At 61.7% G+C, this 21,095-nt stretch carries 19 protein-coding genes; 14 read left to right on the top strand and 5 right to left on the bottom strand.

Features of this window, described 5'->3' with window-relative positions:
• The 3 genes from metH to DOM32_RS07100 all read left to right on the top strand — a co-directional run bounded on the left by metH (position 1) and on the right by DOM32_RS07100 (position 6,014).
• Positions 1–3,747, top strand: a complete 3,747-nt coding sequence (gene metH / locus DOM32_RS07110; RefSeq protein ID WP_110632715.1) for a methionine synthase — start codon at positions 1–3, stop codon at positions 3,745–3,747.
• A 118-nt stretch (positions 3,748–3,865) separates the two neighbouring features.
• Entirely contained in the window at positions 3,866–5,518 is a 1,653-nt protein-coding gene (locus tag DOM32_RS07105; RefSeq protein ID WP_071231196.1) for a nitrite/sulfite reductase, read from the top strand.
• Positions 5,511–6,014, top strand: coding sequence for a DUF934 domain-containing protein (locus DOM32_RS07100; protein ID WP_110632712.1), 504 nt, complete (start codon positions 5,511–5,513; stop codon positions 6,012–6,014). Before DOM32_RS07105 ends, DOM32_RS07100 begins: the two co-directional genes overlap by 8 nt.
• Before the next feature lie 140 nt (positions 6,015–6,154).
• Here DOM32_RS07100 and smrA read toward each other — a convergent pair whose 3' ends face one another.
• Positions 6,155–6,754 (bottom strand): DNA endonuclease SmrA, encoded by a 600-nt coding sequence (gene smrA / locus DOM32_RS07095; RefSeq protein WP_110632709.1) that lies wholly within the window; start codon positions 6,752–6,754, stop codon positions 6,155–6,157.
• Between the two features lie 205 nt (positions 6,755–6,959).
• Here smrA and DOM32_RS07090 point away from each other — a divergent pair, with 205 nt between their 5' ends.
• The 6 genes from DOM32_RS07090 (at position 6,960) to pdxH (ending at position 10,928) form a co-directional block, all read left to right on the top strand.
• Complete coding sequence (locus tag DOM32_RS07090) at positions 6,960–7,355, top strand: gamma-glutamylcyclotransferase family protein (protein ID WP_157957033.1); 396 nt, start codon at positions 6,960–6,962, stop codon at positions 7,353–7,355.
• Positions 7,356–7,505: 150 nt separating this feature from the next.
• Positions 7,506–7,850 (top strand): arsenate reductase family protein, encoded by a 345-nt coding sequence (locus DOM32_RS07085; RefSeq protein ID WP_110632703.1) that lies wholly within the window; start codon positions 7,506–7,508, stop codon positions 7,848–7,850.
• Between the two features lie 37 nt (positions 7,851–7,887).
• A complete protein-coding gene (gene wrbA / locus DOM32_RS07080) occupies positions 7,888–8,532 on the top strand; it encodes an NAD(P)H:quinone oxidoreductase (RefSeq protein ID WP_110632700.1) in 645 nt (214 codons plus the stop codon).
• Complete coding sequence (locus DOM32_RS07075) at positions 8,529–8,915, top strand: DUF2069 domain-containing protein (protein WP_071231202.1); 387 nt, start codon at positions 8,529–8,531, stop codon at positions 8,913–8,915. The genes wrbA and DOM32_RS07075 overlap by 4 nt, the downstream gene beginning before the upstream one ends.
• A 26-nt stretch (positions 8,916–8,941) precedes the next feature.
• A complete protein-coding gene (locus DOM32_RS07070) occupies positions 8,942–10,162 on the top strand; it encodes a hypothetical protein (RefSeq protein ID WP_110632696.1) in 1,221 nt (406 codons plus the stop codon).
• Positions 10,163–10,280: 118 nt separating this feature from the next.
• Positions 10,281–10,928 (top strand): pyridoxamine 5'-phosphate oxidase, encoded by a 648-nt coding sequence (gene pdxH, locus DOM32_RS07065; protein WP_071231204.1) that lies wholly within the window; start codon positions 10,281–10,283, stop codon positions 10,926–10,928.
• Between the two features lie 117 nt (positions 10,929–11,045).
• On the opposite strand, the gene DOM32_RS07060 is transcribed toward pdxH, so the two are convergent.
• The 4 genes from DOM32_RS07060 to DOM32_RS07045 form a co-directional block, all read right to left on the bottom strand.
• Positions 11,046–11,930, bottom strand: coding sequence for a glycine betaine ABC transporter substrate-binding protein (locus tag DOM32_RS07060; RefSeq protein WP_071231205.1), 885 nt, complete (start codon positions 11,928–11,930; stop codon positions 11,046–11,048).
• A gap of 143 nt (positions 11,931–12,073) precedes the next feature.
• On the bottom strand, positions 12,074–12,916 hold the full coding sequence (locus DOM32_RS07055; RefSeq protein WP_071231206.1) for an ABC transporter permease: 843 nt from the start codon (positions 12,914–12,916) through the stop codon (positions 12,074–12,076).
• Positions 12,916–14,118 carry a quaternary amine ABC transporter ATP-binding protein gene (locus DOM32_RS07050; protein WP_110632692.1) on the bottom strand — a complete coding sequence of 401 codons (1,203 nt, stop codon included), beginning with the start codon at positions 14,116–14,118 and terminating at the stop codon, positions 12,916–12,918. Before DOM32_RS07050 ends, DOM32_RS07055 begins: the two co-directional genes overlap by 1 nt.
• Positions 14,119–14,321: 203 nt before the next feature.
• Complete coding sequence (locus DOM32_RS07045) at positions 14,322–17,144, bottom strand: bifunctional acetate--CoA ligase family protein/GNAT family N-acetyltransferase (RefSeq protein ID WP_110632689.1); 2,823 nt, start codon at positions 17,142–17,144, stop codon at positions 14,322–14,324.
• Positions 17,145–17,297: 153 nt separating this feature from the next.
• Here DOM32_RS07045 and DOM32_RS07040 point away from each other — a divergent pair, with 153 nt between their 5' ends.
• The 5 genes from DOM32_RS07040 (at position 17,298) to DOM32_RS07020 (ending at position 21,092) form a co-directional block, all read left to right on the top strand.
• Positions 17,298–18,233, top strand: coding sequence for a histone deacetylase family protein (locus tag DOM32_RS07040; protein WP_110632686.1), 936 nt, complete (start codon positions 17,298–17,300; stop codon positions 18,231–18,233).
• A 105-nt stretch (positions 18,234–18,338) separates the two neighbouring features.
• The gene (locus DOM32_RS07035) at positions 18,339–18,971 is read left to right on the top strand and encodes a helix-turn-helix domain-containing protein (protein WP_071231210.1); all 633 of its coding nucleotides are present in this window, start codon (positions 18,339–18,341) and stop codon (positions 18,969–18,971) included.
• Between the two features lie 63 nt (positions 18,972–19,034).
• Positions 19,035–19,370 (top strand): DUF1244 domain-containing protein, encoded by a 336-nt coding sequence (locus tag DOM32_RS07030; RefSeq protein ID WP_071231211.1) that lies wholly within the window; start codon positions 19,035–19,037, stop codon positions 19,368–19,370.
• The gene (gene moaB / locus DOM32_RS07025; protein ID WP_110632683.1) at positions 19,367–19,897 is read left to right on the top strand and encodes a molybdenum cofactor biosynthesis protein B; all 531 of its coding nucleotides are present in this window, start codon (positions 19,367–19,369) and stop codon (positions 19,895–19,897) included. Before DOM32_RS07030 ends, moaB begins: the two co-directional genes overlap by 4 nt.
• The gene (locus DOM32_RS07020) at positions 19,890–21,092 is read left to right on the top strand and encodes a molybdopterin molybdotransferase MoeA (protein WP_110632680.1); all 1,203 of its coding nucleotides are present in this window, start codon (positions 19,890–19,892) and stop codon (positions 21,090–21,092) included. The genes moaB and DOM32_RS07020 overlap by 8 nt, the downstream gene beginning before the upstream one ends.
• Positions 21,093–21,095: the final 3 nt, after the last annotated feature.

Raw genomic sequence — 21,095 nt, 5'->3', positions numbered from 1 at the left:
ATGCCTGCCATTGACACCACTGCTGCGCCCGATCCGTTGAGTCAAGCACTGAGACAGACGCTCGGCGAGCGCATCGTGATCCTCGATGGCGGCATGGGCACGATGCTGCAGGACTACCGACTGGAAGAAGCGGACTTCCGCGGCAAGCGCTTCGCCGACTGGCCCAGCGAGCTCAAGGGCAACAACGACCTGCTGACGCTGACGCGCCCGGATATCGTCGAGTCGATCCATCGGGCCTACCTCGAAGCCGGGGCAGACATCGTCGAGACGAACACCTTCAACAGCACGCAGCTCTCGCAGTCGGATTACGGCATGGAGTCGCTGACGGCCGAGCTCAACCGCGAGGCTGCCCGTCTGGCGCGCGAAGTCTGCGACGCGGTCGCCGCAGAAACCGGCATCCCGCGCTATGTCGCTGGTGTGCTGGGTCCGACCTCGCGCACCGCATCGCTCTCGCCGGACGTCAACGATCCCGCCAGGCGCAACGTGACGTTCGATCAGCTGCGCGACAACTACACCGAAGCCGCGACGGCCCTGATCGAAGGCGGCGCCGACCTGATCCTGATCGAGACGATCTTCGACACGCTCAACGCCAAGGCCGCGATCTACGCGCTGGAAGCGCTGTTCGAAGCCCGTGGCAAGCGCTTGCCCGTGATGATCTCCGGCACCATCACCGATGCCTCCGGGCGTACGCTCTCCGGCCAGACCACCGAGGCATTCTGGAACGCCGTGCGTCATGCCCAGCCACTGTCGATCGGCCTGAACTGTGCGCTTGGTGCCGAAGAGCTGCGCCCCTATCTCGAAGAGCTTTCCAACAAGGCCGATACCTTCGTCTCCGCTCATCCCAATGCGGGGCTTCCCAACGAGTTCGGCGAGTACGACCAGAGCGCCGAGGAGATGGCGGCGATCGTCGGCGAATTTGCCCGCAGCGGCTTGATCAACGTCATTGGCGGCTGCTGCGGTACGACCCCGGAGCACATCGCCGCGGTCAAGCGCGCCGTCGACGGCGTGGCGCCCCGCCCCATTCCCGAGCGCCCTGTCGCCTGCCGCCTCTCCGGCCTCGAGCCGTTCAACATCGAGGCGGACTCGCTGTTCGTCAATGTCGGCGAACGCACCAACGTGACCGGCTCCGCGCGTTTCAAGCGCTTGATCCAGGAAGAGGATTACACCACCGCTCTGGAAGTGGCCCTGGAACAGGTCGAGAACGGTGCGCAGGTCATCGATATCAACATGGACGAAGGCATGCTGGAATCCGAGGAAGCGATGGTGCGTTTCCTCAACCTGATCGCCGGCGAGCCCGACATCGCCCGTGTACCGATCATGGTCGACTCGTCGAAATGGTCGATCATCGAGGCCGGGCTCAAGTGCATCCAGGGCAAGGCGATCGTCAATTCGATCTCGCTCAAGGAAGGTGAGGAAGCATTCCGACAACAAGCCACTGAATGTCGCCGCCATGGCGCCGCCATCGTCGTGATGGCATTCGACGAACAAGGCCAGGCCGATACCTTCGCGCGCAAGACCGAAATCTGCGAACGCGCCTATCGGCTGCTGGTGGACGAAATCGGCTTCCCGGCCGAAGACATCATCTTCGATCCCAACATCTTCGCCATCGCCACCGGGATCGAAGAGCACAACAACTACGCCGTGGATTTCATCGAGGCGACCCAGTGGATCCACAGGAATCTGCCCCATGCCATGATTTCGGGCGGTGTCTCCAACGTCTCCTTCTCGTTCCGTGGCAACAACTCGGTGCGCGAAGCGATCCATTCGGTGTTTCTCTATCATGCCGTCAAGGCAGGCATGACCATGGGCATCGTCAACGCCGGCCAGCTGGCGGTCTACGACGACCTGCCCGTCGAGCTGCGTGAAGCAGTGGAAGACGTCGTGCTCAATCGCCGTGACGACGGCACCGAACGGTTGCTCGACATCGCCGAGCGCTACCGTAGCGACGGCGGCACGGCCAAGAAGGAAGATCTCGAATGGCGCAGCTGGCCGGTCGACAAGCGTATCGAACATGCGTTGGTCAAGGGCATCACCAGCCATATCGTGGAAGATACCGAGGCAGCTCGTCAGGTCGCCGAGCATCCCATCGAGGTGATCGAGGGACCGTTGATGGACGGCATGAACGTGGTCGGCGATCTGTTCGGCGCCGGCAAGATGTTCCTGCCCCAGGTAGTCAAGTCCGCCCGCGTGATGAAGCAGGCGGTGGCTTACCTGATTCCCTACATCGAGGCAGAGAAGTCCGGCGACACCCAATCCAAGGGCAAGATCGTGATGGCCACGGTCAAAGGCGACGTACATGACATCGGCAAGAACATCGTCGGCGTGGTGCTGCAATGCAACAACTATGAAGTGATCGATCTCGGCGTGATGGTCCCCGCCGAGAAGATTCTCAAGACCGCGCGTGATGAAAACGCCAATATCATCGGCCTCTCCGGGCTGATCACGCCCTCGCTGGACGAGATGGTCCATGTTGCCAAGGAGATGAAACGTCAAGGCTTCGAGTTGCCGCTACTGATCGGAGGTGCCACGACCTCGAAAGCCCACACCGCAGTCAAGATCGCGCCGCAGTACGACGAGCCGGTGATCTATGTCAGCGACGCTTCCCGCGCCGTGGGCGTTGCCAGTCGCCTGCTCTCGCCGACGCAAAAGCCGGCTTATTTTGCCGACATCCAGAAAGAGTACGATCAGGTTCGCGAGCGCAATGCCAAGCGCCGCCCCAAGGCCGCCGACCTCGACTACGCCGCGGCCAGGAAACGCCGCTTCGATACCGACTGGAATGGCTTCGACCCGGTCAAGCCGATCCAGCCCGGACTCACCGTGTTCGACGACTACGATCTCGAAGAGCTGGTCGAGTTCATCGACTGGACGCCCTTCTTCATGACCTGGCAGTTGTCCGGCAAGTATCCCAGGATTCTCGAGGATGACGTGGTTGGCGAAGCGGCGCGCAGCCTGTTCCACGATGCGCAGACCATGTTGCGCAAGCTGATCGACGAGCGTCATCTTCAGGCTCGTGGCGTGATCGGCCTGTGGCCGGCCAACAGTGTCGACGACGATGTCATCGAAGTGTATGCCGATACGCGCCGTGACACGGTAGTCGAAAGACTCCATCATATCCGACAGCAGAGCACCAAGGGCCGTGATGGCATCTGCTACAGTCTGGCGGACTTCATAGCACCCAGGACCAGTGGCAAACTCGACTGGATCGGCGGCTTCACCGTCACTACCGGACATGGCGTCGACGAGCTGGCCAAGCGCTACGAGGCGGCTGGCGACGACTACAATGCGATCCTGGTCCAGGCCCTGGCCGACCGCCTGGCGGAAGCATTCGCCGAACGGCTTCACGAGCGCGTGCGCAAGGAGTTCTGGGGCTACGCGCCGGAAGAGACACTGGACAACGAAGCCCTGATCGCCGAGAAGTATCAAGGCATTCGTCCGGCGCCCGGTTATCCGGCCTGTCCCGACCACACCGAGAAAGCCGCGCTGTTTCGGTTGCTGGACGCTACGGACAATGCCGGTGTCGAACTGACCGACAGTTTTGCCATGTGGCCTGCCGCAGCGGTATCCGGCTGGTACTTCGCCCATCCCGGAGCGAAGTACTTCTCGACGGGCAAGATCGGTCGCGACCAGGTCGAGAGCCTGGCCCAACGCAAGGGGATGACACTTGCAGAAATGGAGCGCTGGCTGATGCCGGTGCTCTCTTACGACCCCGATGCCAATGGAGAATTGCCTGCCTCGAAGGCCTCGTAGCTTCGCCGGTGTAATAACGGCAAGGCAATAAAATATGATTATTTATTCTTTCATAGAATAAAGCGCACGCGGTAAGGTGCTCGCCTTGGCAATCCATGACTAGCAGGATTAGGCCCGAATGTATCGTTACGATTCCTATGACCAGACGCTCGTCGACGAGCGCGTCGACCAGTTCCGCGATCAGATGCGCCGCTATCTCGAGGGCAAGATCAGCGATGAGGAATTCCTGCCGCTACGCGTGCAGAATGGCCTCTATATTCAGCGATACGCCCCCATGTTGCGTATTGCGATCCCTTACGGAATGCTGGCCTCCTATCAGCTTCGCAAGCTTGGCGAGATTGCCGCACGCTACGATCGTGGCTACGGCCACTTCACCACGCGAACCAATCTGCAGCTGAACTGGCCGAAGCTCGAGGACGTACCGGACATTCTGGCCGATCTGGCCAGCGTGCAGATGCATGCCATCCAGACCAGCGGCAACGATATCCGCAACACGACTACCGACCAGTTTTCCGGTATTGCCGCCGACGAAGATGTCGACCCACGTCCCTGGTGCGAGCTGATTCGTCAATGGTCGACCTTCCACCCGGAATTCGCCTATCTGCCACGCAAGTTCAAGATTGCCGTGACCGGTGCCGAGGAAGATCGCGCAGCCATCCAGGTCCACGACGTAGGTCTGCGCCTCTGGCGGGACGACGAGGGCGAGGTTCGCGTCAAGGTGCTCGCCGGCGGCGGCCTGGGACGCACCCCGATGATCGCCAGCGTGATGTGCGAGGACCTGCCGTGGCGACATCTGCTCACCTACCTGGAAGCTCTGGTACGGGTGTATAACCAGTTCGGTCGTCGTGACAACAAGTTCAAGGCGCGCATCAAGATTCTGGTCAAGGCGCTGGGTATCGATGAATTCCGACGTCGCGTCGAAGAAGAATGGGTTCATCTCAAGGATGGTCCCCAGACCCTGACCGAGGAAGCGGTTTCCGCCGTGGCCGAGCATTTCGTCGATCCGCCCCGCCGTGAGGTCGCCGAAGACGCCATCGCGGCCTTCGAGCGCCTGCGCGGGGAAAACCGCGCCTTTGCACGCTTCGTGACCAACAACGTCACGGACCATAAGGTGCGCGGCTACAAGGCCGTGACCCTGTCGCTCAAGCGTCACCAGCACTCGCCCGGCGACGTGACCTCCGAGGACATGGCCGCGGTGGCGGACCTGGCCGACGAATTCGGCTATGGCGAACTACGCGTCACTCACGAGCAGAATCTGGTGCTGACCGACGTGCCGGTGGATCGCATGGAGGAACTCTGGCAGCGTCTCGATGCCCTGGGCATGGCCAATCCTACCGTGGGCACCCTGACCGACCTGATCTGCTGCCCCGGTGGCGACTACTGTGCGCTGGCCAACGCCAAGTCGATTCCGATCGCCCAGTCGATTCAGCAACGCTTCGAGGACCTGGATTTTCTCTATGACCTGGGCCCGCTGGAGCTCAACATCTCAGGCTGCATGAATGCCTGCGGCCACCATCACGTCGGCCATATCGGTATTCTCGGTGTCGACAAGAAAGGCGAGGAGTACTACCAGATCTCGCTCGGTGGCAGCCAGGGCAACGAGTCTTCCCTGGGCAAGATCCTCGGCCCCTCCTTCTACCGTGAAGACGTGACGGACGTGATCGACAAGCTGCTCAAGGTCTACATCGGAGAGCGCACCCCCGACGAGACATTCCTGGATACCTATCGTCGCATCGGCCTGAAACCCTTCAAGGAGCAAGTCTATGCCTGAACAGCATCGTACTCTGATCGCTGATCGCCGCGTCCAGGATGACGACTGGGTGCTCCTCGAGGAAGGCGCGGAGCGTCCGGCGGGCACACGGGTCATCGTTCCGTTGGCGGCGTGGCGGGAAGCTCGGGGCGAAGACGTTGCCCCGCTGCTGACCAGCGATACCGAGCTCACGCCCGAACTCGCCGAGGAATTGCTCGATGCATCGCTGATCGCCATCGATTTCCCCAAGTTTACCGATGGCCGTGGCTACAGCATCGCGCGGCTGCTGCGAGAGCGCTATGGCTATGGCGGTCAGGTTCGTGCCGTGGGGGATGTCCTGATCGATCAGCTATTCTACATGTCGCGATGTGGTTTCGACGCCTTCTCGCTGCGCGAGGATCAGATCGTCGAGGATGCCCTGCATGCCCTGGATAGCTTCAGCCTGAGTTACCAACCGGGCACCGATACTACGGAGCCGCTATTCCGGCGTCGGATGCGTGAACGCCAGGCCGGTTGAATCACCGCCATTTCGGCAGACCTTCTCGACAAATATCGAAAGTCGATAAATGTTGGAAGTCGACAAATACCGAAAGCTTGAAGACATGATCGCCCCGGCCCCGCCTGATGACTGCGCCGGGGCGATCGCGTTTCACCGTTTCACCCCCGCCGTTTCTGCTGGCGTTCGCGATTACGTGCCCTGGCGCGATCGGACTTGCGCAGCATCACGAAAGTGGCCCCCATCCCGCCTTGCTGAGGTGGCGCCGTACTGAACGCCTGAACCTGCTCGAATTGCCTGAGCCAGTGATTGAGATACGACCGCACGATGTTGGCGTGTCCATCATCATCACGAGCGCGCCCGTGAACGATGAGAACGCTGCGCAGGTCATGTTCGTAAGCGTCACGGAGAAAGCCGAATACCGCGCGACGGCACTCGATCACCGGCATGCGCATGATGTGCAGGCGCGCCTCGGCGGTGTAGCCGCCATGACGCAATCGCTCCAGTACGCCAATCTGAATACCGTCACGGCGAAATTCGATGGGATCGTGCGCACCAACCAGGTCGACGAACTCATCGGAGAGAAAATCGCGTTCATCCTCGTTGGTCTGCAAGGCACTCTCGCGGCGTGCCAGCTGGGCATCGGAGGGTGACGTCTGGGCCCGAACCATCGCGACCTTGTCGCGACCTTTCTTGAGGGGTTGCACATCGTTACCCAAGGCTTCGCGGAATGCCTGGTAGTCGTTGGCAGCGTGACTCATGATGGCGTTCCTCCGTCAGTAACGTGGTTAGCGCTTGGACTTCAAATGCTAGCATGGGGTTCGATGTCATGATCAATGTCATGGCAACCATCTTGCCGACAGGCAGTATCCGCATCTTGTGGAGATTGACGACAATGGCTCTCGCGCCCCGCCATGCCGATAGGGATTTTTCGTGATGCGACGCTTTTGCAAATGGTTTTTCATCTTGCTGGTCATAGGAATCGCCATCGGTTCCGGAGGCTTCTGGTATACCTTCATGAGCCCGTATGGTTACCACCCTTCGGAAACTGCCGTTATCGACGAGCGGATTCCGGAGCAGGATGTTTTCGTCTATGGCACGCTGCGCTACGACTGGCTGCGCTGGATCATCATGGGCACGCCAATCGAAACACGCGAGGCGACATTGCCGGGATATCATCGTCAGGATCTCGATATCCAGCCACAGCCGGGTGCCGAAGTGCATGGTGAGGTTCTGACGATCGACCCTGCCGCCCTGAAAGCGCTGGACCGTTACGAGCGTCTAGGCATTCGATATACGCGCGAAAGCGTCAAACTTGCCGACGGCACTACTGCCTGGGTCTACAAACGATTGTTTGATTAAGGTGGTAACGGAAAAAGATAACGGTATAAATGCAGGTGGTTCGATCCAACACTCGATTGAGGCGCCATTGCTACAACCGCTACAATGCGGGTCACCGTCCTCGGATCATTCCTGTGAAGACGCTCTGCCACACAAGGTCCCGTCGTACCGATGCCAACGCTCACGCTGTATCACAATCCCCGTTGCTCCAAATCTCGCGAAGCTCTGGCTCTGCTGGAATCTCGAGGCGTGGAAGTCATCGAACACCTCTACCTCAATGATCCGCTGACTCGGGAACAGCTCGAGGGTCTGGCCGGACGCCTGGGCGACGATGCCGATCGTATGCTGCGCCGTGAAGAGCCAGAGTGGAAAGCCCAGGGCATCGGCGAACCGACACGAACCCAGATCATCGATGCCATCGTCGAACATCCGCGCCTTCTGCAACGCCCCATCGCCGATGACGGCGAATATGCGGTCATCGGACGTCCGCCACAGGCCGTTCTTCAACTGATTTGAATCCCCCTGATTTTCCGCTCGCTCTCGAGGAACAGCCATGACCGACCACACGGCCGCCACCAGCCCTACCACGCCTTACGTTCTGGTGCTCTATTACTCGCGACAGGGAGCAACGAAGACGCTCGCAGAGCAGCTGGCCAACGGAATCGAGAGCGTTTCCGGCATTGAAGCGCGTCTGCGCACTGTGCCGGCGGTCTCGCCGGTCTGCGAAGCGACTGCGCCGGAAATACCTGACGAGGGTGCCATTTACGTCGACGAAGCCGATCTACGCCACTGCTCGGGCTTAGCGCTGGGCAGCCCGACCCGATTCGGCAACATGGCCGCACCGCTCAAGTATTTTCTCGACACGACCAGCGGGCTCTGGATGAATGGCGCGCTGGTCGATCGGCCCGCGACGGCGTTCACCTCGACGGCCAGCCTGCACGGTGGGCAGGAAAGCACCTTGCTGACCATGCTGATCCCGCTACTTCATCATGGCATGGTGTACGCTGGCGTCCCTTATAGCGAGACGACGCTGTTGAGTACCCAGAGCGGCGGAACGCCTTACGGCACCAGCCATTTGGCCGGCCCGAACGCAGATCGGGAAATCGACGCCGATGAGCGCAAGTTGGCATTCGCGCAAGGTAGCCGCCTCGCTCAGCTTTCCCTTGCACTCAAGGCGATGAGGGATGCACGTTCATGAGTGAAGTTCCCACCCAGCATTCAGAGATAGCGGCTCTCGGCACAGCCCGACGCGCGGTATGGATTGCCTATGCGACGCTGCTGGCGCTGCTGGTGATCAGCGGCATTTGGCACTATATCCAGCAGCATGCGCAGGTCGCGGCGCTACTGGTGAGAATCCTGCCACTGGTACTGTTTCTACCGACAGTGTTGATGCAGCGGCGTCGAGGCCATATCTGGTTGACGGCCCTGGGCGTGCTTTACGTCGTTCAAGGCCTGATGATCGTCAGCAAGGGCGGCGGTTCGGTGCTGGTTTTTGCCGAAATCCTGGCCGCCGGCGCATTGGCGATCATGGCCTACCGATACGCTCGCTTGCGCGGCAGGCTCGATCGTCGCGTCTCATGAGGCCTTCGAGCATCTTGATTCTTGCCATGCTGGCACTCAGTGTGGCCTGCAATCTGTTTGGCTGGCCGGTCTGGCCGGCCGCCGTACTGGCCTGGCTGGCAACGCTACGGCTATTTCGCACACTCCCTCGGACTTCGCGCCGTCAGGCCGGCACGCTCTTTGCCGCCGGCCTGTTGCTGTGGGGCGTGGCGCTGGTTCGCGGAACGCCCTATCCCTTGCTGGAAGCGCTCACCATCAATCAGTCGCTGCTGATGATGTTTGCCGGCGTGAGTTTTCTGACCATGGCCACGCCCATGGCCACCAAGAACCCACAACGGCCAGGCAGCATGATCGGCACCATGCTGGGCGCCCACCTGTTCGGCGCGGCCATCAATCTCTCGGTGGTCTTCCTGTTCGGTGAACGCATGCAGCGGGAAGGAAAACTGACGCGCTCACAGGCGCTCATCCTCGGGCGAGGTTTCACTGCCGCCGCGGCCTGGTCGCCGTTCTTCGTCGCCATGGGCGTGGCTCTGACCTACGCGCCCGGGCTCAACTACTTGAATCTGGTCCCCTGGGGACTGCTGGCAGCGGCATTGCTGCTGATCCTCAACTGGATCGATGTCTGGCGATTGAAAGCCCCATTCACCGGCTATCCCATCGAGAAGAGCGCACTGCTGATGCCCTGCCTGCTGGCGCTCGTGGTCATTGTGCTGCACCTGCTCTGGCCAGGGCTCTCGATCCCGCTGATCATTGCCATCGTTGCCCCGCTGTTCTCGTTTCTGTTGATGCCAAGGGATCATCGGCGCGAGCGCATGCACCATCAGTTCACGTATGGATTACAGCGGCTGGCCCCGCAATTTGCACTGTTCCTGGGCGCCGGCGTCATCTCTACCGGGCTGGCGGCGCTGCTGGCCAGCCTACCCGACGGACTCGACCTGCCAATCGCCCATTTCGGACACTGGCAAGCCTGGTTTGCGCTCGGCATGATCGTGATCATCTCGTTTACTGGCATCCATCCCTTGATAGGTATCGCCACCTTGGCGCCGCTGATTGCACCGCTCCATCCCGATCCGACCCTGCTCGGGATGCTGTTCTTGATGTGCTGGGCACTGGGTACCGGCAGCAGCCCGCTATCCGGCAGCAATCTGGCCATCTGCGTACGCTACCAGATTGCCGTTCGGGAGATGCTGCGCTGGAACCTGCCTTACGCCGTGCTGGGCTGGTGCTGCTGCGGGGCCGTGCTGGCGCTCCATGCACGTCTGGGCTAGCGATTCGCGCTGGGATGCCAAACAACCCTAGGCTAATGACTAAGGCAAGCCAGCATCATCCACCAGCCGGTCAGGCTACAATGATCACCAACTCACATCGCTGCACGGAGAATCACAGATGAGCGACCTCGCCGGTATGCGACGGGACTACGAAGGCGAAGCCCTGGCGCCGGAAAACACCCCCGATACACCGCTCCCCTTGTTCGAAGACTGGCTGAAGCAGGCGACCGAGAGCGAAGGGGCGGATGCCAATGCCATGACGCTGGCTACGGTGGACAGCGAAGGCTATCCCCATGCGCGCATCGTGCTGTTGAAGGGCTTCGACGCACAGGGTTTCCGCTTTTATACCAACTACCAGAGTCAGAAAGGCAACGAGCTTGCCCATGTTCCCAATGCCGCCCTCGTGTTCTGGTGGCCGGGACTGCAGCGCCAGGTTCGTGTCGAGGGCAGTGTCGAAAAGGTCGATGCCAAGCAGTCGGACGATTACTTCTCCAGCCGGCCTCGCAAGAGTCAGCTGGCAGCCTGGGTGTCTCAGCAGAGCGTCGAAATCCCCAATCGGGACTGGATGCAGGAACGGTTGTCGCGCTTCGAGCAGGTTTACGCGAACCAGTCCGTGGAAAGACCGCCGCACTGGGGGGGATACTGTCTCGTCGCCCATGCGATCGAGTTCTGGCAGGGCCAGCGCAGCCGACTGCACGACCGTGTGCGCTACACGCGTCGAGACCTCCAGACGCAGGAGTGGCATCGCACCCGTCTGGCGCCCTGAATTGCCGACGTCGGCCTGCTATCCCGGTTTCGATAGCCGATAGAAGATAGCCGATCGCCAACGCAAAACGCCCGGTCTGACGACCGGGCGCTTCGTGGGGACTGATGGCGGGCCAGGTTATTCGGCAGTGCCGTCGGTCCACTCAGCGACGACATCAGGATGCTCGTCGACCCACTTCTTGGCGTTCTCGTACGGATCCGAACCCTCTTCCTGGTTCATGAGCATGACTTCGCCCATCTGATCCGGCGTCCAGTGGAAATTGTCCAGAATGGCGTAGGCCTGCGGCATCTCTTCCTTGAAGCCTTTGTGTACGACCGTGTTGATATGCTCGGCATCGCCGAAGGCCTTCTTGGGGTCGTCGAGATACTTGAGATCCCAGCGCGCAAACATCCAGTGCGGCGTCCAACCGGTCACCACGATGTCTTCCTTGTTCTGGATCGCACTGGCCAGCGAGGAAGTCATGGCCGCGCCACTGCTCGACTGCAGCTGCAGGTCATCGATACCGTATTCGTCGATGGCATCTTCTGTCTGCGCCATCAGACCAGCGCCCGGATCGATACCCACGATCTTGCCATCGAATTCGTCAGCATGATCGTTGAGCTGTTCGATGGAATCGATATCGGTATAAGCCGGCACGACCAGCCCAAGCTTGGTCCCCTCGAGGTTGGGACCGAGATCCTCGACCTCGTCCTGGACCTGCTTGAGATAATCGCCATGAGTCGTCGGCAGCCAGGCGGCGACCATGGCATCGGCATCACCGGTGCCGACGGCCTGCCACATGACGGCCGCGCCCAGCGAGTTCATTTCAACGTCATATCCCTGCTCTTCAAGCACGGCGCGGATCACGTTGGTGGAAGCGACTTCGGAAGCCCATTCGACGTAGGCCAGCTTGACGGTTCCCTTGCTGTCCTGGGCCTGAGCGACACCGGCGGTCATGCTGATGCCGGCAGCCATCATCAAGGCACCATAGCGAACGGCTTGTGACATTGCGTTGCGTGTCATCGACTTTCCCCTTTTTATGGTTTACGTACCGCAAGTCATGCTGCCGGCCAGAGCGCCGACAGCATCAGACTCTACTTCGTTTAAACGCCCTGTCTGGTTTAAACGCTCTACCTGATTTTCACGCTCTACTTGGCTTTCTCGCGCTACTTCGTCTTCTTGCCACCGCTGAGAGATTGCGTCAGCCGGTCCAGAAGCATAGCCATGATGACGACAGCGATACCGGCTTCGAAGCCTTCACCCGGACGCAACCGCTGAATGGCGCGCCAGACTTCGCTGCCCAGGCCGTTGGCGCCGATCATCGCCGCGATGACGACCATCGACAGCGCCAGCATGATGGTCTGGTTGATACCGCCCATCAGCGTCGGCAGGGACAGCGGCAATTGGACCTTGATCAGCTTCTGGCTGCGCGTGGAGCCGTAGGCGTCGGCCGCTTCAATCAGATCCTTCGGCACCTGCCGGATCCCCAGCGTGGTGAAGCGGATGGCCGGCGGCATCGAGAAGATCACCGTGGCGAAGATGCCGGATACCGAGCCGATACCGAAAAACGGAATTGCCGGAATCAGATAAACGAAGGCAGGCATCGTCTGCATGAAGTCCAGGATCGGCATGATCACCTTGTAGAAGCGATCGGATACCGCAGCCAGAATCCCCAGCGGCAAGGCGATCACGATAGCCACCAGCGTCGCGATGACCACCAGCGTCAGAGTCTGGATCATCGGGTTCCACAGGCCGAGGTTCCAGATCAGCGCCAGGCCAATCAGCGCCCCGATGGCCAGGCGCCGCCCACTGACTTTCCAGCACAGCAATACCACGACGGCGATCAGCGCCCATTCAGGCAGCCACATCAACCCGTCGTTGAGCAGATTGATGCCGGTCTGCGTACCGCGGGAAATCGCCCGGGTGACGCCGGAAAACTCGGTAGTCAGAAAATCCAGCCCGCCCTCGATCCAGTCGCCCAGCGGAATTCTTGGAATATCGAAATCCATCATTCTTCTCCCGTCTGCGCCAGTTGTTCGAGTACGGCACCCTTGACCACCACGCCGAGCAGCCGCTGCTGGTCATCGATGACCGCCACGGGAATGCTCTTGCCCTGAAACATGGGGTACAACGTGGCCAGCGGCTCGTCCGGACCGATGCGGGGGAAGTCGGTCACCAGCAGTTCCTGGATCGAATCCTTGCCGGCTTTCGCTGCCTCATCGAGGCTATCGGCCTCCAGGATTCCCAGCAGTTTGCGCTCGCGATCGACGACGTAGATCGAGTCCAGCGCATTCTCGCTCATCTTGCGCAATACGGTGCGCGGGCCGTCGTCGTGACGGGCCGTGGCGCGAACCGGGCGCATGACGCGACGTGCCGTCACGACGCGAGAGCGATCGACACCCTCGGTGAAGCGGGCGACATAGTCGTCGGCAGGACGTGTCAGCACTTCTTCCGGCGTGCCGATCTGCACGATCTCGCCATCACGCAGCAGAATGATCCGATCGCCGATATTGAGCGCTTCATCGAGATCGTGGGTGATGAAGATGGTGGTTTTCTTCATTCGATGCTGCAGCTCGATGAGCTCCTGCTGCATGTCGCGTCGGATCAGTGGGTCGAGGGCGGAAAAGGCCTCGTCCATCAACAGCACGCTGGAGTCGTTGGCCAGCGCACGAGCCAGGCCGACACGCTGCTGCATCCCGCCGGACAGCTGATTGGGATAGGCATCTTCCCAACCCTCGAGCCCCACCTGCTTGAGCGAATTCCTGGCCTTCTCGGCCCGCTCGGCCTTGTCGATGCCGCGAATCTCGAGCCCGTATTCGGCGTTCATCTGCACCGTGCGATGCGGGAACAGGGCGAAATTCTGGAACACCATCGAGAAGTGTCGACGACGACAGTGCAGCAGCGCCTTGTCGCTCAATTGGGGGATGTTCTCCCCACCGATGATGATGTCACCCTCGGTAGGTTCGATCAGGCGATTCAGACAACGAATCAAGGTCGACTTGCCTGAGCCGGAGAGGCCCATGATGACGAGGAGCTCGCCTTCCCGAACGTCGAAATTGATATTGGAGAGTCCGAGCGTCTGCCCGGTCTTTTCGAGGATCTGGGCGCGATTGAGACCCTCGTCACGTAGCTTGAGCGCTTTCTTGGTGTCGTCGCCGAACACCTTGCTCAAGTTTCGCACTTGAATCTTGGTTTGCTGTGTGTCGGTCATGTCAGGCCTAGGTTGGCAAAGCAGAAGAAGCTCTTCACGTGCCGGTTAACGCGCGTGTCGAACGGTATCTGTTAGTGTTGTTAGGTTTCGCATCATACGGTTTTATCAATAACCCTTCAAACGACAATATCCTATAATTGAATGATCGTTCAACTTATTGTCGTTTCTACCTGCTCCTCCCTGCGATCAAATCTTTCGTCTCGTCAGTCCAGTGCCGCCTCCAGACGATGGCGCTGCCAATCGCTCTGCGGTTCATTCAGCCGTAGCGTGGCTTCGAGCACGCCCTCTTCGATATTCAGGCGCAGCTCGAACCCCAGGCTTGCCAGCAATTGTCGCATCGGCAGGTTATCGCTCATGACCGTTCCGACCATGGCAAGCGTTCCCACCTGGCGGCTGTAATCGATCATCTTGCGCATCAGACGACGCCCGAGGCCAATGCCGTGGAAATCGTCACGGATGATGATCGAGAACTCGGTACGAATGTTGTCGGGGTCGTTCCATACCCGCACCACGCCCAGCATCTCTTCGCCGCGTGGCCCGCTATCGCTGGCTTCTGCACTCTCACTTTCTTCGCGCCGGCGAACCGCGATGAACGCCATCTGGCGGTCGTAATTGATCTGGCTGAGCTGGGAAAGATCCCGCATCGACAGCACCGCCTTGTGATGGAAATAGCGGTAACGAATGCTCTGCTCGGACAGGAAGGTATGGAAATGGGTGATCAGCGGCGCGTCCTCGCCTCGAATCGGACGAATTTCGACGTTCATCCCCGCCAGCACCACCGTTTCCCGCAACTGTTCCGGGTACGGCATGATCGCCTGTGTCGAGGCTTCCCCCAGATCTAGCGCGAAATCGACCGCCAGCAGACCCTCTTGGTTGAGCAGCAGCGGATTGATCTCGAGCCCTTTGAGGCGCGGCAGGTCGGAAGCCATCTGAGACAGTTTGACCAGCAGGCGAGAAACCCAGGCGATCGCCTCCCGAGGATCGTCGCTGTGTTCGCGAATCAGTCGACCTGCCCGCGTACGGTCGATGAGCTCTTCCGCCAGCCGCATGTTGAGCGGCGGCAGCGCCGTCTGGCGATCCGCCATGACATCGATCTTGTAGCCCCCGGTGCCGAAGACGATGACCGGGCCGAACTCCGCATCTCGCGTGATGCCGGCACACAACTGCAGCGAGCCCTTGCCGCGCTGCATGGTCTGGAGACAGTAGCTGTAGATGGGGCTGTCCGGCAGCGCTTCGCTGACACGCGCCTCCAGACGGACGACCGCATCTACCACGCTGCCGGGCTGCTCCAGGTCCTGAATCAGCGAGGCAGCCTGCCGACGCGATTCCCCGCCATAGCGAAACGGTTCGCAGTTGTCACGATGGACGACCTTGACCGCCCATGGCCCCTGCAGCCGTTCGGTGGCCCGCTCCGCCTGCTCCAGATCGAACACATACTCGCTGGGGGCACATTCGATACCGTAGGCCCCCAGCACGTCGCCGGTTTCCTGGTGGGTCAGCCGATCCCGCTGGCGTGCCAGGGCATCGTCGATGAGCGCATGACAGCGCTGGCGCATCTCGGCACTGGAGCCGAACGGCAGCGATGGCGGGGTCTCCTGCAACAGGTTCTGGACCTGGCGATAGCGCACCAGATGCAGGAAGGCTCTGACGGCCTTCTCCGGCGACACGTAGCTGGGAATGCCGGCGCGGTTGCAGGCCGCACGGGCATCCAGCGCCTCCTTCAGCCCCATCCAGCTCACCAGCAGGCGATGCCGGAAGCGCTGGCGCGTCTCGACCAGCGCATTGGCGGTCGCCAGCGATGGCGCCAGTCGTGTCGGCGCGTGCAAGACCAGCACCGCATCGACATTAGGGTCGCGCGTCACGATCTCCAGCGCACTCAGATAATCTTCCGGCGTGGCGCTGCCGCCCAGATCGACCGGATTGCGTCCCGGGCGGCTGACGTCCAGCTTCCGCGTGATCAATGCCTGGGCGGATGTCTCGCTGAGCTCGGCCAGCAGACCGCCGCCGTCGATCAGCTTGTCGATCGCCAGCAGCGCCGGACCGACGCCATTGGAGACGATCGCCAGACGATCGCCCTTCGGCGGCCTAAACCGCGACAGCGTTTCCAGCGCATCGAACAGTTCGTCGGAATCGTCGACGCGCACGACCCCGGCACGGGCCAGCGCGGCATCGACGATGGCATCGCGACGATCGATGCCGGCCGTCGGCGCAACCGGGCTCAGCGTCGCCTCGGCGGTGCGCCCGCTCTTGATCGCCAGCACCAGACGGTTACGCGACGATTCACGCAGCGCCGTCATGAAGTGGCGCGCATTGCGGAACGCCTCCAGATGCAGCAGCAGCGCCCGGCAGCGCCCGGATTGATTCAGGTAGTCGATGACATCCGGCAACTGGACGTCGAGGCTGTCTCCCAGCGTCACCAGATGGGAAAAGCCGACCTCGCGGCCAGCGGCCCAGTCGATCATCGCGTTGCCCAGCATGCCCGACTGGCCCAGGTAGGCAACGCTGCCATCGCCAATCGGCTGACTGGCGTAGGTCGCGTTGAGCCGCATGGAGGGAACCGCGACGCCGAGACACTCTGGCCCCAGTACCCGCATGCCGGATTGCAGCGTTGCCTTTTGCAGCCGCGCCCGCAGCGATCCTTCCCCCCGGGAGCCACGCAGCGATCCTTCTCCACGGGATCCAGCGAGCCCCTCGGCACCTTCGCCAAGCGACGCTCCGCCCGACACGATCAGCGCCGCCCTGACCTGCCTGGCACCTAGTTTTTCCAGGACCTCGGGCACGCCGTGCAAGGGCGAACAAATGATGGCGAGATCCGGGGTTTCGGGAAGGTCGGCAATACGCCGGAAGCAGGCCACGCCATGAACCTCCTTGTAACCGCGCGGATTGACCGCCCAGATCGGGCCGGGAAACCCTGCCAGAAGCAAGTTTTGAAGAACGACTCCCCCGGTCGACTCGGGCTTGGGGGAAGCTCCGATCACCACCAATGAGCGCGGAGCGAAAAATCGGCGCAGAAACTGCGTGGCCACGGTGGACCTCACGACGTTGGTTATGAGGTTTTCAACCCTACACGGTCAGGCCGTCGAGGTTTACCTCATAGACCAAAGTCGAAGCGCAACGGTGTGACGCAGCGCACCGCTCTCGCCCAGAATGGAGCGACTTCGAATCGGCTGGCGAGACCCATGATCACTTCGTATCTCACTCATCCCGACATCGCGCTGCACGACATGGGCTCTCACCACCCCGAGTCTCCCATGCGCCTCGAGGCCATACGTGCCAGGCTCATGCTGAGCGGCCTGCTGCAGCAGACGATGCAGTCGGAGCCCGGACCGGCGACGCGCCTTCAGCTCGAGCGAGTGCACGCCCCAGACTACCTCAGCGCGCTGGAGGCACAGCGACCGCAAAGCGGCCTTCAGCAGCTCGATAGCGACACGCGAATGGGACCGTATTCGCTGGAGGCCGCAGCGCTGGGCGCCGGTGCGGCGATCCGGGGTGTCGACCTGGTCTGCGGCAACCGTGCCGACAACGTCTTCTGCGCCATGCGTCCGCCCGGTCACCACGCCGAGCGGGCGCTGGCGATGGGTTTCTGCTTCTATAACAACGTAGCCGTGGCGGCCGCCCACGCTCGCGCCGTTCACGGCATCGAGCGCATCGCGATCCTCGATTTCGATGTCCACCAGGGCAACGGCACGCTGGACATCTTCCACGACGACCCCTCGATTCTGGTCTGCAGCAGTTTTCAGGAAGCGTTCTATCCCTGGCGCTATCTGACGGGCGAGTGGCCCAACATCATCAATACGCCTCTGGCTGCCGGCACGGGCAGCCTCGGCTTCAGGAGAGCGGTGGAAGCCGCGTGGCTGCCTGCCCTGGATCGGCATCGGCCCCAGTTGGTGCTGCTCTCCAGCGGCTTCGATGCCCACCGAGACGACCCGCTGGGTCAGCTGGCGCTCGATCACGAGGATTTCTACTGGATTACCACGCTGGCGATGGACGTCGCGCGGCGGCATGCCGGCGGCAGACTGGTCTCGGTGCTGGAGGGCGGCTATCACCTGAAGACCTTGCCGTTGAGCGTCGAAGCCCATCTGACGGCACTGCTGGGCCACCCCTATTCGGCCTGACTTCGTGCCGAGCGCTTTCGGCGCAGGGCCTGGGCGCCGCGCTGTGATATTCTTGGGCCATCAATGCTGCACAATGATTTTCCCACGCTCCTGACAGAGAGTTTCATGGCCGCCAGTAACGATCAGGATGCCGCACTGCGCATCGCCGCCGGTCGCAAAGCCTTCGTCGAACCCCTTCGCCTGGGCGAGCGGCTCAAGGAGATACGGCTTTCGAACCATTGGACGCTGGGCGACGTCAGCGCCCGCACCGGGCTGGCCCGCTCGACGCTGTCCAAGATCGAGAACAACCAGATCTCGCCGACGTTCACCGCCGTTCAGAAACTGATCACCGGCCTGGGCATCGACCTGCCGCAGTTGCTCAAGCCCACCAAGCCCAAACGGCAGTCCAGCGGCCGGCGCGACCTCACCCCGCGCGGCGACGGCAAGCAGCACCCGACCCCGACCTACGAGCACGAGCTTCTCTCGTGCCAGCTGGCCCAGAAGCGGATGATTCCGTTCAAGACGATCGTCCGCGCTCGGCACTTCGAGGAGTTTCAGGAGTGGGTTCGCCACGATGGCGAAGAGTTCCTGATGGTTCTCGAGGGCAGAATCCTGATGTATTCGGAATTCTACGAGCCGCTGGCGATGGTCGCCGGCGATTCGCTCTACTTCGACAGCGACATGGGCCACGCCCTGGTTTCCACGAGCGAGAACGACGCCGTGGTGCTTTCGGTCTGCACGCCCGGCGACACGGACTGACGACGCGACGCTTCCACCGTGATTAATCCCCGATTTCATCTCCAGCAACGACGGGAGTCCCCGATGCATCACCTCGACGACCAGACCCGCACCGAACTCGAAGCCGCCGCCTTTCGTCGTCTACTTCGTCACCTGGACGACAACAAGGATGTCCAGAACATCGACCTGATGATCCTGGCCGACTTCTGCCGTAACTGCCTGTCCAAATGGCTGGTCAGCGCGGCCGAAGCGCGCGGCACCGAACTGGATTACGAGACGGCGCGCGAATATGTCTACGGCATGCCCTATTCCGAATGGAAAGCGCACTATCAGGCCCCGGCCAGCGACGAGCAGCTCGCCGCGCTGGAAGCGCGCCAGGCTCGCAAGGCCGAGGCCAATGGCGGCAAGGAAAATTCATGAGCGACTCGACCCTGATTCCGCTATCGATCGCGGTCCTGACGATCTCGGACACGCGTGACGAAAGCAGTGATCGTTCCGGGCAGACACTCGTCGATGCTCTCGAGGCGGCCGGCCATCGGCTCGCCGAGAAGCGTATCGTGCCGGACGACGTCTACCGGATTCGTGCCGTGGTCGCCGGATGGATCGCCGATGACGACGTGCAGGTCGTACTGACGACGGGCGGCACGGGTTTCACCGGACGCGACTCCACCCCGGAAGCGATCGCCCCGCTGCTCGACAAGCGTATCGAAGGCTTCGGCGAACTGTTTCGTCAGCTCTCGTTCGAGGAGATCGGCAGCTCCACCGTCCAGAGCCGCTGCCTGGGCGGTCTGTCCAATGCCACCGTGATCTTCTGCCTGCCGGGTTCGACCGGCGCCTGCCGCACCGGCTGGGATCGCATTCTCAAGGAGCAGCTGGACAGCCGCCATCGTCCCTGCAATTTCGCCAACCTGGTGATTCCCGAGCGGGGGACGCATAGCCATGGCTGAGCAACCCCAAAGTGGACTCCAGAGTGTCGAGCAGGCACTAGAGGCGCTGCTCGACGGCGTCGGGCGCCTGGAGAGCGAGCGAATTGCCTGCCTCGATGCCGACGATCGCGTGCTCGCCGAAGATATGGAAGCCGCCATCGACGTGCCGCCGGCCGACAACAGCGCCATGGACGGCTATGCGCTGTTCAGCGCAGACAGCGGCAAGCGCTTGCCGATCTCCCAGCGCATTCCCGCCGGCCAGCCGCCGCAGCCGCTGACGCCCGGCACCTGTGCTCGAATCTTCACGGGGAGCGAAATACCGCCTGGCGCGGATTGCGTGGCGATTCAGGAAAACGTCGAGCTGGACGGCGACGACGCGATCGTCCCGGTGACCCAGATTGGCCAGAACGTGCGTCGCCGTGGGCTGGACGTGGCCACGGGGCAGCCTCTGCTGGCCGCCGGCACGCGGCTCGGCGCCGCGGCCCTGGGGCTGCTCGCCGGACAGGGTTTCTCGACGGTGAATGTGGTGCGGCGGCCGAAGGTGGCGCTGCTGCTCACCGGCGACGAGATCGTCGAGCCCGGCCAGGCGCTGGCGCGCGGACAGATCTACAACAGCAACGGGCCGATGCTGGCGACGTTGATCCGCCGCTTCGGTGGCGATCTCGTCAGCCAGGTCAAGGTGGCCGACGATTTCGATACCACCCTGGCGCGCCTGCGGGAAGCTGCGGCCAAGGCCGATGTCATCGTCACCACGGGCGGCGTCAGTGTCGGCGAGGAGGATCACGTCAAGCCGGCGCTCGAGCAGTTGGGCGAGCTCTCGCTCTGGCGCCTGGCGATGCGGCCGGGCAAGCCGCTGGCGTTGGGAACGATCGGCCGGACCCGACTGGTCGGCCTGCCCGGCAATCCGGTTTCGAGCTATGTCGGTGCCTGGCTCTATCTGCGCCCGCTGCTGGGCAAACTGCAGGGCTGCAACGACAGGCTGTCGCTACCGGTGGTCAGCGCCGAAGCGCAGTTCGAAACCCGGACACAGGGGCGGCGCCATTACATGCGTGCCAGTCTGGCGTTCGAGGGAGAGCGAGTCACTGCCAGCCTCTATCCCGAACAGAGTTCGGCGGTACTGACCTCCTGCGCGGCCACCAATGCCTTCGCCGTGATCCCGTCCGACAGCCATATCCGTCCCGGCGATCGTGTCGACTGTCTCTGGCTTCAATACTGAAGA

The sequence above is a fragment of the Salinicola salarius genome, from assembly GCF_003206135.1.
GTDB lineage: Bacteria > Pseudomonadota > Gammaproteobacteria > Pseudomonadales > Halomonadaceae > Salinicola > Salinicola salarius.
The sequence above is the reverse complement of the archived record's forward strand: the minus strand, read 5'-3'. Positions and strand labels throughout refer to the sequence as shown.

Excerpts from the sequence above, each read along its gene's own strand:
- metH (WP_110632715.1), top strand. The coding sequence starts at position 1 with ATGCCTGCCATTGACACCACTGCTGCGCCCGATCCGTTGAGTCAAGCA.
- DOM32_RS07105 (WP_071231196.1), top strand. The coding sequence starts at position 3,866 with ATGTATCGTTACGATTCCTATGACCAGACGCTCGTCGACGAGCGCGTC.
- DOM32_RS07100 (WP_110632712.1), top strand. The coding sequence starts at position 5,511 with ATGCCTGAACAGCATCGTACTCTGATCGCTGATCGCCGCGTCCAGGAT.
- smrA (WP_110632709.1), bottom strand. The coding sequence starts at position 6,754 with ATGAGTCACGCTGCCAACGACTACCAGGCATTCCGCGAAGCCTTGGGT.
- DOM32_RS07085 (WP_110632703.1), top strand. The coding sequence starts at position 7,506 with ATGCCAACGCTCACGCTGTATCACAATCCCCGTTGCTCCAAATCTCGC.
- wrbA (WP_110632700.1), top strand. The coding sequence starts at position 7,888 with ATGACCGACCACACGGCCGCCACCAGCCCTACCACGCCTTACGTTCTG.
- DOM32_RS07075 (WP_071231202.1), top strand. The coding sequence starts at position 8,529 with ATGAGTGAAGTTCCCACCCAGCATTCAGAGATAGCGGCTCTCGGCACA.
- DOM32_RS07070 (WP_110632696.1), top strand. The coding sequence starts at position 8,942 with ATGCTGGCACTCAGTGTGGCCTGCAATCTGTTTGGCTGGCCGGTCTGG.
- pdxH (WP_071231204.1), top strand. The coding sequence starts at position 10,281 with ATGAGCGACCTCGCCGGTATGCGACGGGACTACGAAGGCGAAGCCCTG.
- DOM32_RS07060 (WP_071231205.1), bottom strand. The coding sequence starts at position 11,930 with ATGACACGCAACGCAATGTCACAAGCCGTTCGCTATGGTGCCTTGATG.
- DOM32_RS07055 (WP_071231206.1), bottom strand. The coding sequence starts at position 12,916 with ATGGATTTCGATATTCCAAGAATTCCGCTGGGCGACTGGATCGAGGGC.
- DOM32_RS07050 (WP_110632692.1), bottom strand. The coding sequence starts at position 14,118 with ATGACCGACACACAGCAAACCAAGATTCAAGTGCGAAACTTGAGCAAG.
- DOM32_RS07040 (WP_110632686.1), top strand. The coding sequence starts at position 17,298 with ATGATCACTTCGTATCTCACTCATCCCGACATCGCGCTGCACGACATG.
- DOM32_RS07035 (WP_071231210.1), top strand. The coding sequence starts at position 18,339 with ATGGCCGCCAGTAACGATCAGGATGCCGCACTGCGCATCGCCGCCGGT.
- DOM32_RS07030 (WP_071231211.1), top strand. The coding sequence starts at position 19,035 with ATGCATCACCTCGACGACCAGACCCGCACCGAACTCGAAGCCGCCGCC.
- moaB (WP_110632683.1), top strand. The coding sequence starts at position 19,367 with ATGAGCGACTCGACCCTGATTCCGCTATCGATCGCGGTCCTGACGATC.
- DOM32_RS07020 (WP_110632680.1), top strand. The coding sequence starts at position 19,890 with ATGGCTGAGCAACCCCAAAGTGGACTCCAGAGTGTCGAGCAGGCACTA.